The sequence below is a fragment of the Paenibacillus sp. IHB B 3415 genome, assembly GCF_000802655.2.
In the GTDB taxonomy this organism is placed as follows: Bacteria; Bacillota; Bacilli; order Paenibacillales; family Paenibacillaceae; genus Paenibacillus_AQ; species Paenibacillus_AQ phytohabitans.
Genome location: NZ_JUEI01000074.1, coordinates 12392 through 27668, shown reverse-complemented (window position 1 = coordinate 27668; position 15277 = coordinate 12392). Strand labels below are relative to the sequence as shown.

At 37.8% G+C, this 15277-nt stretch carries 11 protein-coding genes; 1 reads left to right on the top strand and 10 read right to left on the bottom strand.

Annotation, left to right across the window (positions count from 1 at the left end):
* Window positions 1-48: 48 nt before the first annotated feature.
* From QW71_RS27930 to QW71_RS27890, 9 genes are read right to left on the bottom strand one after another with little or no spacing between them, the layout of a single operon-like run.
* Window positions 49-2400: a glycosyltransferase gene (locus QW71_RS27930; protein ID WP_039307121.1), complete on the bottom strand. Its 2352-nt coding sequence runs from the start codon at window positions 2398-2400 to the stop codon at window positions 49-51.
* Complete coding sequence (locus tag QW71_RS27925) at window positions 2397-3599, bottom strand: glycosyltransferase family 4 protein (protein ID WP_039307119.1); 1203 nt, start codon at window positions 3597-3599, stop codon at window positions 2397-2399. Before QW71_RS27925 ends, QW71_RS27930 begins: the two co-directional genes overlap by 4 nt.
* A 19-nt stretch (window positions 3600-3618) precedes the next feature.
* Complete coding sequence (locus tag QW71_RS27920; protein WP_039307117.1) at window positions 3619-4782, bottom strand: bifunctional 2-polyprenyl-6-hydroxyphenol methylase/3-demethylubiquinol 3-O-methyltransferase UbiG; 1164 nt, start codon at window positions 4780-4782, stop codon at window positions 3619-3621.
* Between the two features lie 16 nt (window positions 4783-4798).
* Window positions 4799-6082 (bottom strand): ABC transporter ATP-binding protein, encoded by a 1284-nt coding sequence (locus QW71_RS27915; RefSeq protein WP_039307115.1) that lies wholly within the window; start codon window positions 6080-6082, stop codon window positions 4799-4801.
* Window positions 6083-6095: 13 nt separating this feature from the next.
* Complete coding sequence (locus tag QW71_RS27910) at window positions 6096-6872, bottom strand: ABC transporter permease (RefSeq protein ID WP_039307113.1); 777 nt, start codon at window positions 6870-6872, stop codon at window positions 6096-6098.
* 12 nt (window positions 6873-6884) lie between these two features.
* The gene (locus QW71_RS27905; protein ID WP_039307111.1) at window positions 6885-7838 is read right to left on the bottom strand and encodes a GDP-mannose 4,6-dehydratase; all 954 of its coding nucleotides are present in this window, start codon (window positions 7836-7838) and stop codon (window positions 6885-6887) included.
* Window position 7839: 1 nt separating this feature from the next.
* Window positions 7840-8832, bottom strand: a complete 993-nt coding sequence (gene gmd / locus QW71_RS27900; RefSeq protein WP_039307110.1) for a GDP-mannose 4,6-dehydratase — start codon at window positions 8830-8832, stop codon at window positions 7840-7842.
* Window positions 8833-8891: 59 nt separating this feature from the next.
* Window positions 8892-9968, bottom strand: a complete 1077-nt coding sequence (locus tag QW71_RS27895; RefSeq protein WP_039307109.1) for a mannose-1-phosphate guanylyltransferase — start codon at window positions 9966-9968, stop codon at window positions 8892-8894.
* Window position 9969: 1 nt separating this feature from the next.
* Window positions 9970-11259: a glycosyltransferase family 4 protein gene (locus QW71_RS27890; RefSeq protein WP_039307151.1), complete on the bottom strand. Its 1290-nt coding sequence runs from the start codon at window positions 11257-11259 to the stop codon at window positions 9970-9972.
* Between the two features lie 174 nt (window positions 11260-11433).
* Between QW71_RS27890 and QW71_RS27885 the strand changes: the two genes are divergently transcribed.
* Window positions 11434-14175 carry an O-antigen ligase gene (locus QW71_RS27885; RefSeq protein WP_039307108.1) on the top strand — a complete coding sequence of 914 codons (2742 nt, stop codon included), beginning with the start codon at window positions 11434-11436 and terminating at the stop codon, window positions 14173-14175.
* 122 nt (window positions 14176-14297) lie between these two features.
* Here QW71_RS27885 and galU read toward each other — a convergent pair whose 3' ends face one another.
* Entirely contained in the window at window positions 14298-15185 is an 888-nt protein-coding gene (galU, locus tag QW71_RS27880) for a UTP--glucose-1-phosphate uridylyltransferase GalU (protein ID WP_039307107.1), read from the bottom strand.
* Window positions 15186-15277 lie beyond the last annotated feature (92 nt).

Below are 15277 nucleotides of genomic sequence, written 5' to 3'. Positions count from 1 at the left end.
TCAAAGCTTTGTTTGGAGATTTGAGCTGCGAAAGTTGAGTTAATTAGATTATTTAATCAGAGATTGATATTTAGCAGAAATGATATTAAAATCACAATGATTTTTTATATATTCTATAGCATTATTACTCATCTCTGCTAAAACAGTTGGGTTATTGCAAACTTCCAACAAATACGCTAATAGTAATTCTTCTTCGTATTGATCCACATCAACTTTCCACACACAATTATCTGGAAACTCCGTGTAGGATCCGGTACAAGAAACTATACATGGTACCCCATAACTTAACGCTCGAACAAGGGTAGCAGAAGTTTCTCCCATAGTCGGCCATCTTAAATTTACGCACAAATCACTTTCTTTAATATATCTTTTGAAGTCTTCAATATTAGGAGCATTAATAAACGAAATTTTCTTTTTGAGATTTAGTCTCTCTATCAAACTATTCAATTCTTTTTTATAGTTATCCTCTACATATCCTATAATATTTAATTGAACTTCAGGATTTGTTTCAACAAGTCTGTATAAAGTTTTTATAATAACATCAATTCTTTTGTTAGGAATTACATTTCCAAACACGCCTATTTTAAACTCACTGTTGTACTTACGCTTTTCTCTTGTGGACACTTTCTCCTCAGAGTTCTCAAAAATAGTTCCAAGTGGAATCACTTCTATCGGACCCTTGAAATCATTGTTAATAAGCAGAGATTTCTTAACCCAATTGCTATGAACAATAACACCACTACTCAAATCAACGACTTTATTACTTAGCGGAAATTGTTGACTTTCTGGTATGATATTTGATTCTATCATTGACTTAATTGCACCTTGCGCTTGTTCCCCGCTATTATAAATCATTTCTTGAATAAACTTATCCTTATCTCCCTTAAGATAAGTGGAATAAACATAATATCCAAATAAATTAAAATCATGTAAAACTATAAATCCAGGATACTTCTCTAATGTTTTTATAATCCACTCATGATACTCATTATTCCCTATGTGATAAATTCTTTTTTCAAAACTCTCCAAATCAACTTTATCACGATCAATATCGATCACTTCAAACAATCCGTTAATAATAGTGTTAGAGGGTTTGTAACCTTTCACAAAAATAGTAACATCATAATAATCTTTCAAGTATAATAAAAGCTCTTCACTGTAGTCTGAGATTCCGGAAACTTGAGGATTAAGTGGGCTAAAATACGCTAATCGAGGTTTATCATTATTTATATGATGTAGGACATTATTATTCCAAAAAAACACGTCACGAAAGTGCTCCATGCTCTTTGTAACCACGTTACTCCATGAAAAATTTGTAGCTTGTCGTAATCCTTTTTCGGTCAATTCATTTCGCAAAGTACTATCAAAAATTATTTTTTTGAGTTCACGTTCCAAATCTTGTTCATTAAGAGGATCTACCAGTAATGTAGCATCTCCTGCAATCTCTGGCAGTGAAGATCGGTTGCTTGTAATTACTGCAGTTCCACATCTCATTGCTTCTAAGACAGGCAAACCAAATCCTTCATAGAGAGATGGAAATACGAAAACTTCACAACCTTGGTATAGTTCAACTAAGGCTTCTTCCGAAACATACCCTAATAAAACCAACCTTTCTTTACTTAATCCTCTACTTTCAGCATATTCCACAAGCTCCTTTTGTTCTTCAGAACGCTTAATACCACCAATCACTAATATAATATTTTCATTAACCTTAGCTACTTGTGAAAATGCACTGATTAAACCCTTATTATTTTTTCTCGGATCATATCCAGTTAAAGAGTATACAAAAGAAGAATTTATATTCAACTCTTTTAATAAATTTAATTGTTTAACATATGATTTGGGATTGAATAATTCTTCATTAGTAGAGGCAAAGATTACTTTAATTTTATCTGAATCTATATTCAAAAACTTAACAAGGTCTTGTTTAGATGCTTCTGATATTGTTAAGATGATATCTGATTCTTTTATTCTCTCAGATCTTTCATCGTAAAGTGATTGTATATTTTTGGGCCACTTTAAGTAATACTCCTGTTTCATAACCAATGGTATCAAATCATAAACTAAATAGGATTTTTTCACTCTTGGATTCGTCACCCTAGGAACTTCTATATCAAACATATACGGACTTGTAAAATGTATAATATCTATTTCTTTTTGTTCTATAAAATCTTCTAATTCCTGAGGATGCCAAAACCTCATTTCATTAATCCTTTCATCAAAATTAAGGGAATTAGATATAAACGTAAAATACCATTTATCAGAAACTTTCCTCATTAAGTAAAACCTATCGGTATTACTTAGTTTAATTAAACTTTTAATCCAATTATAAGTGTATATACCAATGCCTCTTTTTTTTTCATCCGTAAAAAGAGTTTGAATATCTATTAATACTCTCATTTTAGCAGTACCTCCTTACTAAATCCTCTCACACTTAGAAAATCTATAATCCGTTCAGCTGTCATTTCCCATGTATATTCCTTCTCAACATAGTTTTTCCCTCTCTGACCCATTAGTTCCGCCTCTTCTTTTGACGCAAGAAGTTCGTTTAAAACTGTTTTAAAAGAGTCATAATCTTTATAGTAAAGTCCACCTTCACTCCGATCACAATGTCCTTTGGTTACTTCACAGTATCCATTCACAATAACTGGGGTACCGCATAGCCAGCTTTCCATGATTACTATTGAAAAACTCTCCATTAATGAAGGTTGCATCAATGCTATGCTGCCAGCAATTGCATTGAACTTATCTTCATCGTTAAGTTCCCCCATGTGAATAATTCCTGATGATTTTCTAATAGTCTCAACTATTTGTTCTTCACCCTTACCCACTATTAAAAGCTTTACATTTTTATTCTCTTCATAGTATTTATTAAATTGTTCAATCATTTGAGGCACGTTTTTCCCGCCTACTAATCTACCTACGTATATAAAGTAATCATAATCAACGCTATATTTTTCACGAAAAGCTGCACTTTTAGGAATATGTTTAACCTCTACTCCTCCACCCGAAACTACAGAATTAGAAGTGTCAAAATCATAGAGTTTTTTCGTCAGTTCCTGTTCTTCAACAGTATTAAATAAAACTCCTTTTACTCTATTAAACATATGACCTATAGACTCTAAGTACGCCATATCCTCATCATGCAGACAAGGAATTAAGAAACTCCTTTCAGGTGCAATTTTACTCCCCCAGTATGACGTTCCAAACAAATACGGGATGAATAAAAATATATATTCTTCTCTATTTTCAGCTATAAAGTCATACATAGAATCACTATTCACTGTTTCGTGCAACAATTGCATTTCTTCTGTATATAAAATCTGTTCTTTATTAATTATCTTTACTAATATTTCTTCATATTTCTTCTTATTTCTTTTTCGCAATTCAAATCTACGCACTGATAATCCATTTATTTCATAAACTCCTTCTTCGTAAAAATCCTCCCCCCAATCCCAAAAAGAGTCCTTTCCACAGGTAGTTAGTAACTCAACATCGCATCCAGCTTCTATTAAGCTGTTAGCAATTCCACCCGCAAACCGTTCTGCGCCCCCGGATATGCTGTCAGTAAACCAAGGAGTTACAATTGCTATCTTCATTACTTATCCCCTTGTTATCTTATTTTTCCAAAATCAATGAGTAATTGTAATATTGAACACCATCCACTATTGAACCTATCTCTCCACTTAAGTAAGAGTTGATCACATTAAAGCCAGTCATTTTTGCCAAATGTTTCAATGCCTCGGGTAATAACGGTCTTTCGTGAGTTGGATCTAAATAATACAAATTGTTCAATACGTACCCTGAGGTGGTATTGGGTGTTTCAATAACCAAAACCCCACCTTTTTTTAGTTTTTGATGACACAGTCTAAAAAAAGAAATCTTTTGTGGTACAGTTAGATGTTCAATTACATGAGCAAAAAACACAGCGTCGATGCTCATGTCATTTTGTTTTGAAAGATATTGGCTCCCCTCACAAACATAAGCCTCCAAATTCTTACTCTTACATTCCTCAATTAGTTGAGGATCTGTGTCAATTCCAATACCTTTCAAATTGTTTTCAGTTAAAAGCTCTAAAAAGAACCCTTTTCCACAACCAATATCAATTATTGTGTCAGTCGGCTTAAAAAAACGTAAATATTGTTTCAAAATCCCTTTAACTTCATCCCCAGAAGCACTAAACTGTTTAGCGAAATCCGAATACTGAAAATCTTCTAGTTTATATTTAGAATTAAATTCATCAATAAATTTGTTATACTGCTCCTGAACAACGTTATTATTTTCCCCTTCAATTTTCAATTGCTCAACTTCACTTTTTAAGTGCACAGTTTCATTTTCTAAAGTGGAAACCTTATTCGCTAATTGTGCAATTAATCTACTTTGATCCACTAAAACCTCAATTGAACTATTTAATCCAAACCATAAATCATTATTTAAATATTTTTGCTGATTAGATAATGTATCCATATACCATTTCGAAAAAAACCTGTTACCAAATTTTCTAATCGGTGTAACAAATTTATTTAATATTTTGTATCGCGAGACTAAACGGGGTTCTAAAAAAGCAACCGGTATATTAGGTGTAATACGATGAACCAATCTATTGATTTTAATGTTCATGTTTTGAAATTCTTCATTAAACCCACTGTCCATGTGTAGTGAATTATTAATTGTAATATCATCTTCAACCCTATTATTAATTGGCTTTAATATTTCTTGTTTTCTAACACCTAAACGAATTTGTTGCATAATACTGGCAGGATCACTGTTCTTTTCAGGCATTAAAAACCCTCCTTCTTTAACGATTAATTCCCCATGTATGAGATATTTTCGCTACCCCTACATCATTCACAAGACTAGTAACCTTAAATGAAAATTTTTTATCATGAAAATCAAATTGATTTCCATGTTCATCATGTACAGCAGCAGTTACAAGATAGGTTCCTGCACATAAATTCAAGGAAGGAATATTAAATTTAACCAAGCCATCCTCTTTAGGTTGTATACTATCTATCTTAAAGTAATCAATAAATGTATTTGTTCCATAGCAATGAATTTGATCAATCGTGTGAATAGCCAATCCGAAAATAGGATTTTCCACTTTTTTTATACCTTTGTACTTGATTTTGATGATCATATTATCTTCTGACATAAAACTAAACTTATTCTGATGATTATAGTCAGTAAAATAAACTTCCGTTATTTCCACAAATCGATTTCCCCATCTGTTTTCTTCAAGAATATCAATTGATTCGGTTTCCCCTTTTCTTTCCGATAATCCAGGTATTGTTTCAACTTCTTCTTTTGCTTCTATTCTTGCAGACGACGATTCATTAATTAATCGTTCATTTTCTTCCTCCGCAAGAAATGACAAATATTGGTCAATAACCTTTTTAGGCTTGCCATCACTCATCATTTTCCCTTTGTTGATCCAGACCACCCGATCACACAACTTCTCCATTGCACCTAAGTCATGCGAGACAAAAACGATTGTAGTTCCCTTAGATTTCATTCTGAGTAATTGATCCATGCATTTTTGTTGAAACGCTGCATCGCCAACTGCCAATACTTCATCTATTAGCAATACATCAGGTTCAACCATAATTGCAACTGAAAATGCAAGTCTCATATACATACCTGAAGAATAGTTCCTAACAGGGTTATCTATATACTCTTTCAATTCTGAAAATGAAATTATCTCATCTAATTTCATTTTAATTTCTTTTTTTGTAAGCCCCAGTATTGCAGCATTCATAAAAATATTCTCTCTGCCCGTAAAATCAGGATGAAATCCAGCTCCAAGTTCAAGTAAACTCGAAACCTTCCCTTTAACATTGATTTCGCCAGCATCCGGATAAATAATTCCGGTCAAAAGTTTGAGTAGGGTGCTCTTGCCTGAACCATTTCTTCCCATGAAGCCGACAGTTTGACCCTTCTCAATTTCAAGCGAAACATTTTCTAATGCAAAAAATTGTTGAAAATTATTCCTTCTTCGATTAACAATTCTATCTTTAAGTGTCGCTGATCTTTCCGTAAATATTTTAAAAGATTTAGTCACATTTTTAATGGAGATTGCATCCATTAGAGCCCCCTCCTTAGATTTCCTCTGCGAAATTCTTACTTAACTTAGCAAAAATAACGTAACAGACCATTAATAATATTATTGATATAATAGCTATGCTACCGAGACTGAATAAATCCGGAGTTTTATTAAAGAAAAAGACATCATGAAAACTTCCCATTATAGTAGTCATCGGATTGAGCCTAAATACAGTCTGTAGAGCCTCCGGAATCATATCCGCTGTAAAAACTATTGGTGTTAAGTAAAACCATGCCATGATAACAACGCCAATAATATGTTCTAAATCACGGAAATAGACATTTAGACAAGAGACTAACGTAGTTAAAGCAAGAGTAAAGATTGAGTATACCAGCAAGATCACTGGTACAAGTAACAAAGACCATCCCAATTCAATACGCGATATTATCAGAACTGGAAAAAGAACTATTAAGCTCAGCAAGAAATTAATAATGCCTCCTATAACTACGGCCAAAGGCAATATTTCTTTAGGGAAATAAATTTTCTTTACAAGACTAGCATTTCTAATTATCGAGGAAGCTCCAGATGTAAGTGACTGACTTAAAAGATTCCAAGTAATAATCCCTATGAATAAATAAGAGGTATAGTTATCAAGAGAGATTCTGACTACATATTTAAAAATCATTGAGTAAACTGCGAGCATTAGTAAAGGGTTAAGTAGCGTCCAAAAAAAACCTAAAAACGACCCTTTGTATCGTGTTCTCAAATCTGTCAAAACCATACTTTCAAGCATTTGTCTGTAGTTAAATATTTCTTTTACTTTCCTTAACATTTCGCAATCTCCTTAGGCCAAATTCCTCCAGTAATCTAGAATATCCTGCAACGACTGTTCAATTGAATATTCTTTTTCCCAGCCTATAGCTTCCTTTATTTTGGTGGAGTCACCAATATAAATTGGAAACTCTGATGGTCTCATTTTTTTATCATCTTGTTGTATTTTGATGTTCTTATGAGTACTTAGTGATAACAAGTAGTCTAAAATATATTTTATGGACAAAGGCTCTCCTGACGAAATATTATACATTTCTCCTACCTTGCCTCTTTGGGCCAACATAATATAAGCTCTAACTATATCGCGCACGTCAGTAAAGTCTCTTCGCGCCTCCAAGTTGCCAACAGAAATCACAGGTTCTAATATGTTTTTCTCTATTCTAGAAATTTGTTGTGCAAAATCAGACGTAACAAAACCAAGCTCCTGACCAGGACCAATATGATTAAATGGTCTGGTATATATAAGCTTCAATCCATATACTCTAACATATTGTTGAAATAACAGTGATGTTGAGGCTTTTGATACGCCGTATGGGCTTATTGGCCGTAGATTTTCCGTTTCCCTAATAGCAATATCACCATTATCAATCGATCCATATTCTTCAGAAGAGCCAACTAAAATTAATTTTGTAATTTCCGCCATATCACTTTTACGTAATGCTTCCAGCAATCGTAATGTAATAATAATATTTGTTTCAAACGTCTCAATTTTATTATCCCATGAATATTTCACAGAGCTTTGCCCTGCTAAATGGTAAATTTCATCCGGTTTAATTTTATTAATTAATTCTATAATTTTCTCTTCACTATTATAGTCAATTTGTATAATATTGTTTTCTATTCCTGAATGATCTGCACGGGAACAACTATTCCTAGTTGTCCCCCATACCTCATATCCCTGCTGTTTTAGCGCCTTCTCCAAATTACTTCCTACGAATCCAGTAATACCTGTAATCAAAGCTCGCATGTCAGACACCTTTTTTCAAATCGTTGTGCCAGCTTTTAGATACTTTCTCCATATCACTATCCACCATCATTTTCACTAACTGCTCAAACCCAACCTCAAGATCCCAACCAAGTTCCTGTTTAGCTTTGTTGCAGTCACCAAGCAACAAATCCACTTCCGCTGGTCTAACAAATTTCTGGTCAACTACAACGTAATCTCTCCAATTCAAACCAACATGACTAAATGCAATTTCCACAAGTTCTTCGATAGTATGAGTCTCCCCAGTCGAGATAACGAAGTCATCAGCTTTATCCTGCTGCAACATCAACCACATTGCTTTTACATAATCGCCGGCGAATCCCCAGTCTCTCTTCGCATCCAGGTTACCCATCCGAAGTTCTGTTTGCAAGCCGAGCTTGATTCTAGCAACAGCGTCAGTAACTTTGCGGGTAACGAATTCTATCCCACGACGTGGGGACTCATGGTTAAACAAGATACCAGAGCAAGCATACATATTATAGCTTTCTCTATAGTTAACAGTGATCCAGTGACCATAAACCTTGGCAACACCATAAGGACTACGTGGATAGAAAGGAGTTGTTTCTTTTTGTGGTGTCTCTACTACTTTACCGAACATTTCACTGCTTGAAGCCTGATAAAATCTCGCTTCTGGCTTGGTCAAACGAACAGCTTCCAGCATATTGGTAACACCAATTCCCGTTGCTTGTCCAGTTGCTACGGGTTGAATCCAGGAAGTTGCTACGAACGATTGAGCAGCCAGATTATAAACTTCATCTGGATCAGAGATCCGCACAGCATTAATTAATGAACCCAGATCCATCAGATCTCCATCGATAAATTCTATATCATTCTTGAGGTGTTCAATATTATCCATAATAGGCATGCTTGTTCTACGACGCAAACCAAACACCTTATATCCTTTAGACAGCAGAAGCTCTGCTAAATATGATCCGTCTTGTCCTGTGATTCCTGTAATTAATGCACTCTTAGCCATGTTTAAAATTCCCCTTTGCCGTTATATGGATTAAAGATTAAACATTTAGTTTAATCAACTTACAAATATTGTTCAAGCTTTTGCATCCGCAGTTCTTTAAGCAAAAGTTTCACTTCTTGTGCTTTGTCTTTGGTGCAGATAAGAGTAACATCTTCAGTATCAACAATAATCAAATTCTCAATCCCTAAGGTAGCAATCAGTTTGCCATTACTTTCAATAATACAATGTTTAGTATCGAGATTTAAAATATTGCCCTTTATGACATTTCCATTCTCATCCAAATCGTTGATTCGTTCCAGCGCCGTCCAACTGCCAACATCATCCCAGCCGAACACACACGGGATTACATAGATATTATTGACCTTTTCCATAATACCGTAGTCTATTGACTGATCAGGCATCTTCAAAAATTCAGAGCGGATAATCGCATCACGATCTTTTGAACCAAGAACAGTTTTCATAGTTTCCAAGATATCATGCATCTCAGGCATCAGTTCTTGTATGTACCCTCTAATCGTTTCAATCTTCCAGACAAAGATTCCACTGTTCCAGTAAAAATTACCTGATTCCAGATAAGACTGGGCTGTTGCCAAATCAGGTTTCTCAACGAATTTATTCACCTTATGAACGAAGAGTTCATTAATTTGCTCTGACTGATCACTGCTTTCAATATAGCCATACCCTGTCTCCGGATAAGTTGGCTGTATTCCAAGAGTTACCAGATTACTGTTATCCTGTGCTACCTCAACCGCAGTTTGCAATATTTTAACGAATCCTTCTTCGTTCTCAATGATGTGATCGGAAGGGATAACAATCATAGTGCTGTCAGGAAAGCGATCTTCAATAATTATAGATGCCAATCCAATGCAAGGAGCTGTATTTCTACCTACCGGTTCAATGATGATATTCTCATGAGGCAAATGTGGAATTTGAGCCTTAATCAATTCAGCATACAACTCATTGGTAACAATGAAGATTTGACTGATATCGATCAGCAGTTCCAGCCGGGCAATTGATTGTTGAATCATTGATTTATTACCCGATATGTTTAAAAATTGTTTGGGGAGATTAGTCCGGCTCTTAGGCCAAAAACGTTCCCCTTTACCGCCTGCCATAATCACGCATGTAATTGTCATTTCATCCTCCAAATTTCCACAAAGAAATGTATTCCAATCTTTGCTTAATCATTTCACCTATTATTGCTGGTGAGTAATTTTGTTTTATATGTTCTTCAGCTTTAGACGAGATCTCTTTATAAAAGTTCTTATCGTCACAAAGTCTACGCATATAACGGCTTGCATGTTCAACACTAGGATCAGCCCAAGTCTGATACGCTTTATAAGGACCGTGATCATGGTTAAGTCGTATGAGTGAATAGTCAACCAAACATGAGTTGTTATGATTCATAAAATCGGTATTAGATGACCAGTTTGTACCGATAACGGGCTTACCTAAAAACATCGCCTCTGCGAGGCCAAGTCCAAATCCTTCACTTCTATGCAGAGATACATAGCTATCCGTTACTGAGATCAGAGCATTTGTATCATTCCTGGATAGGGTTTTGTCTACTAAATAAATATTCTTGTAGACTCCAATCAATTGATGTAATTCTTCGAGTTCTTTGGAGCCTTGCTCCGCACTGTTCACTTTGATAACAAGACCAACAGACATATCATCAGACTCAAATGCAAGTTGAAAAGCTTTAATGGATGCTTGTGGATTCTTCCTCTCTTGATAGCTCTTTAAATCATACATTGAGAGAAATAGAAAAGCATGCTCTGGTAAACCAAAATAGCTTCTATCACGCTTATCAGCAATACTCACTTCGATGCTGTGAGGGATTTTCACAACTGGCACCGGACTTTTCATCGCGATAGAATCAACAACAAAGGTTGAAGGAGCCCATATCTCATCCACTAAATTAAAGCTTTCCTTCCACTCATCTGGAAAATCCGGAAGCTCCCAGTGCCAAAATCCTATATTGTATCGGTCCTTAAAAATAGAATTCCCGTAATGAGCGTATATTTCGATCATTTGTTCGGCATTAATATGAAATACATTGAGATTAAACTCGGGTTCTTCCGTTTCTTTGTGCATCCAAGTCGTATCACTCATCCTAGCCGAATTAGTGCCTGTAAAATTTATCATACCGAAGGGTATTCCAGCAGCATTTATACTTTTAGCGGCAATCCTGCAAGATTCTCCAATGCCCATTTCAGCCCTTGAATACCCCACCAAATTAACACCTGTTACTTTTCCTTTAATGGAACTTGTATCACCACTTTTATCAAGCGGAAAAGCAGTTTTAAGCAATTTCCGTTTAATATTTTGTCTCTTTTCAAAGGAAAACACCTTAACTGCAATTGGTTTTAATTTAACAGCAATCTTATAAAGCCTTTTATAAAGTAAAGATTTAATATTACTCATATCTAACATTCAACCCTATATTGAATTCCATTAACAAAGCCCCCATAATATGTCTAGGTGAAACATTCATTTAACTATATCGCAAAAAACAACACAAAAATCCGAGCAAAGTAGCTCTGTTATAATTCTATATGCTAAAATATTGTCGTACCTACAGGAAAAGGAGATCATAACGTGTCGAAACCAGTATACGGTAAAAATGCTGTACAGTCGAGAAATGTTGAAAAGATATCCAGTTACATATGGGCTTTGGTTATTGGTTTCATTGTGTTTTTGGTTTGGACCCCGTTTCAAGTGGGATTGTTTAATGGGCAGCAGATCGACTTCGAGAAGCCGATTTATGTGTCATCGCTGCTTAGCAGCCTCTTGCTGCTGATATGGGTAGGCTTGTACTTCACAAAGTTCAAGCTGGAGGGTCAGCGTGACTTGCTGGCTGTAGCCTCGCTCCTGCTTCCCGCTACGTATGCGTTGTCGCTTATTGGCGCTGTATCGCATTATATGGCGATGAACCTGCTGTTTATACAGAGCATGTATGTCGCAATATTCATTATAGCGTTATATCTGCTTCAGCAAAAGCAACTAAATGTTGTCATTCAAAATGCTATTCTGGCGATTGCCTATTTCATCGTGGGGTTTGGCCTGTTGAATTGGCTTGGAAGCTGGAAATTCGCTGGAGGCCTTGTAGGCTGGTTCTCCAACACAGTACGCAGTGGTAAATACTTGGACGCCGTGATGACAGACTCGAACGGCCTGCGTCTGACTTCTATTTTCCAGTATGCCAACACTTACGCTGCTTTCCTGATGGCTTTCTTGTTTGTTGCAGTGTTTGCACTCGTCCGCTCTAAAAAGTGGTACGGCACATTGACTCACAGCTTCATGCTTGTACCGATTATTGTGTCTCTGCTGCTGACCTTATCCCGTGGCGGGCTCGTAATGCTGCCTGTAGTGTTTATTCTTCTACTGTTGTTCCTGAAGCCTGCTCAGCAGATTCTGTGGATTATTCATCTTGCGATTTCTGGTATCGCCGCTCTGCTGGTTACCAGCCCGCTAACTACGATTGGAACTGAACTGAATACTACTTTCACTTCGTCAGCTGCGTTAAAAGCCTGGGTGTACCTGCTTGTGGCCTCAGCAGTTGTTGCAGCTCTTGGCTGGGCGATTCAGCGTTTCGCCGCTCCATGGCTGCAAGAGAAGCTGGGAAGCTGGGAAACACGTAAAATGACTGGGCTGTGGATTCCACTCGGCTCCATTGTTCTTGTAGCGATTGTTGCTTTCCTGCTTATTGGAACAAGCGTACGCAGTATATTACCTGATAATATCGAAACCCGGCTAGAGAACATTAACTTCAAACAGCATAGTGTACTGGAGCGCATCACTTTTTATAAGGATGCTATGAAGGTTGTGAAGGATTATCCGATCATTGGATCCGGTGGTGGAGGCTGGGCTTCCCTTTATGAACATTATCAGAACAACCCTTATGTAAGCCGGCAGGTTCACAACTTCTTCCTGCAGTATTTGATTGAGGTTGGAATTGTCGGATTTATCGTGTTTATGGGCTTTATCGGATATATTTTCTATAAATACATCCGTGCATACCTGAAACGGGACAAGGACGAGTTCAATAATGGATTCTTCTTCTACATTATTGCTCTGTCCATTCTTGTTCACAGTCTGCTGGACTTTAACATGAGTTACGCGTTCATGGGGATTCTGGTATTCATTGGTTTGGCAGGTATGGGAGCTGTTATGGACAACAAGCCTCTACGCCAGAGCTGGAACAAAGCTGGACTGCGCTTCGGGTACTTTGCTGTGCTGGCCATCGGTTCTGTGTTCCTGCTCTTCCTGTCCATCAGCTACATCGGGTCCAGCAATGCTGCACTCAAAGGTAAAAATCTAGTTAGCGTGAGTCAATCCTATGAAGAGATTAAGACCCCGCTGGTCGAGGCGCTGAAGAGCCGTCCGTTCCAGCCGGAAGCAGCAATCTACCTTGCTTCCCTTGACCTCACGGTGTTTAAACAATCACAAGATGAGCAGTATCTGGCTGAAGCTTATGATGTTCTGAGCCGTGCACTCAAGGATGAGCCTTACAATAAAGATCTACTGAAACAATTGATCAGTTACTACGATCTCAAAGGACAAAATGATCTGGGCTTCAATGTCTACCGCGACAACGCAGATAAATTCAATTGGGATATCGATTGGTATGAAGCATTGAGTCGCCGTGCACAGGCTTTTGCAGCTGCTGCCGATGTGCAAAAAGACGAAGCTAAGAAACAGGAGTACCTGACTGCCGGTCTTGAAGCGTACCAGCATGTGGTTGACGGGGTAGAGCACCTGAAGACTTTGCCGCCTGAACAGTTGCAGGGCCGCCCGTTCTCAATCACGCCAACAATTGCATTGAATGCCGGAAAGCTGCAATTGCTATCAGGACAAGCTGAGCAAGCTGCTGCTACCTTGAAGCTCGGTTTTGCAGACAATTATGCAGATATCGTCAGTAGCACAACACTATGGGATACTAACTGGTATAGCTCTCTGATTGCCCGCGCCTTCGAACTGGCACAACAATCCTTCACTCAGCAGGATGAGGCTAACAAGATGATTCATCTCAATATTGGACTGGATGCCTACAATCAAGTGGCATCTGATCTGCAAGGCCAGCCTCTTCCTTCGTCAATCAACTTGAATGCAGGAAAACTTCAGTATATGGCAGGTCAGGTACAGGCAGCTGCGGCGACTTTAAAACTTGCCTTGAGCGATGACTACAGCGATGCAGCCAACCGCGATGCAGCCCGCTGGTATTTAGCGGCACTGAAGAAATCTGAGTCCGCGCAAGACCAGACGGTCTATGATAAGCTCATTGCCGCTGATCCTGCAGAGGCTGCAGAGATTGACGTCATTGTGAATACACAGTACTAATCGTTCAAAGGAAACATCATAAGAACACATAGAGAAAAGCGGTCCACTGTCTGAGTACAGTAGACCGCTTTTTTATGATTAAATGATTCGCCTAGAACTGTAGTTGATACTAGTCCAATCAGCTACCTGCTGTACAGCTTCTCTTCATTTTCTATAACCTCTTTAAGATACTGCAATAGCCCTTCTTTAAGCTCCTCATGCTGAAGTGCATAATGGATGCTTGTCTGAATGAAGCCCATCTTCTCACCGACATCATGACGTTTGCCGTCAAAATCATAAGCAATAATCCGCTCTACTTCACTTAAACGTGAGATAGCATCCGTAAGCTGAATCTCTCCACCTACGCCCACCTGCTGTTCGCCAAGCATGTCGAAGATACGCGGAGTCAGGATATACCGTCCCAGGATCGCCAGGTTGGATGGAGCATCTTCTCTCTTCGGCTTTTCGACTAGGCGGTTGGCCTTGTAGACACGTTCTGCTAATTCAGTTCCATCCACCAGTCCATACCGGGAAACTTCTTCCCACGGCACCTGTTGAACTCCCACAATAGAGGATTTGTACTGATCGTATACATCAATCATCTGCTTCAGACATGGCTTATCCGACTCTACAATGTCATCCCCAAGCAGAACAGCAAAAGGTTCATTGCCGATGAATTTACGTGCGCACCAGATGGCATGTCCGAGGCCGCGCGGTTCTTTTTGACGGATGTAGTGGATATCGGCCATTTCCGAGGATTTACGTACCGATTCCAGCAGCTCCCACTTCTGCTTCTCAGCCAGGTTGAATTCCAGTTCGAAGGAATTGTCGAAGTGGTCCTCAATCGCACGCTTGCCTTTCCCCGTCACAATGATAATATCTTCAATCCCGGAAGCTACTGCTTCTTCAACAATATATTGAATTGTCGGTTTATCTACAATCGGCAGCATTTCTTTGGGCATCGCTTTGGTCGCAGGCAGAAAGCGGGTACCCAGACCAGCTGCGGGAATAATTGCTTTACGGATCTTCATCTCATAGCTCCTTCTGGCTTCATGTTTTATCACTAATTCCTTAAAGAAAAATGGCATATTTGATTCAATTATAGCAGTTATGGGCTATATTG

What these genes read in the sequence shown, in the direction of transcription:
- QW71_RS27930 (WP_039307121.1), bottom strand. Translation starts at nt 2,400, where the DNA reads ATGAGAGTATTAATAGATATTCAAACTCTTTTTACGGATGAAAAAAAA.
- QW71_RS27920 (WP_039307117.1), bottom strand. Translation starts at nt 4,782, where the DNA reads ATGCCTGAAAAGAACAGTGATCCTGCCAGTATTATGCAACAAATTCGT.
- QW71_RS27890 (WP_039307151.1), bottom strand. Translation starts at nt 11,259, where the DNA reads ATGAGTAATATTAAATCTTTACTTTATAAAAGGCTTTATAAGATTGCT.
- QW71_RS27895 (WP_039307109.1), bottom strand. Translation starts at nt 9,968, where the DNA reads ATGACAATTACATGCGTGATTATGGCAGGCGGTAAAGGGGAACGTTTT.
- galU (WP_039307107.1), bottom strand. Translation starts at nt 15,185, where the DNA reads ATGAAGATCCGTAAAGCAATTATTCCCGCAGCTGGTCTGGGTACCCGC.
- gmd (WP_039307110.1), bottom strand. Translation starts at nt 8,832, where the DNA reads ATGGCTAAGAGTGCATTAATTACAGGAATCACAGGACAAGACGGATCA.
- QW71_RS27915 (WP_039307115.1), bottom strand. Translation starts at nt 6,082, where the DNA reads ATGGATGCAATCTCCATTAAAAATGTGACTAAATCTTTTAAAATATTT.
- QW71_RS27905 (WP_039307111.1), bottom strand. Translation starts at nt 7,838, where the DNA reads ATGCGAGCTTTGATTACAGGTATTACTGGATTCGTAGGAAGTAATTTG.
- QW71_RS27910 (WP_039307113.1), bottom strand. Translation starts at nt 6,872, where the DNA reads ATGTTAAGGAAAGTAAAAGAAATATTTAACTACAGACAAATGCTTGAA.
- QW71_RS27925 (WP_039307119.1), bottom strand. Translation starts at nt 3,599, where the DNA reads ATGAAGATAGCAATTGTAACTCCTTGGTTTACTGACAGCATATCCGGG.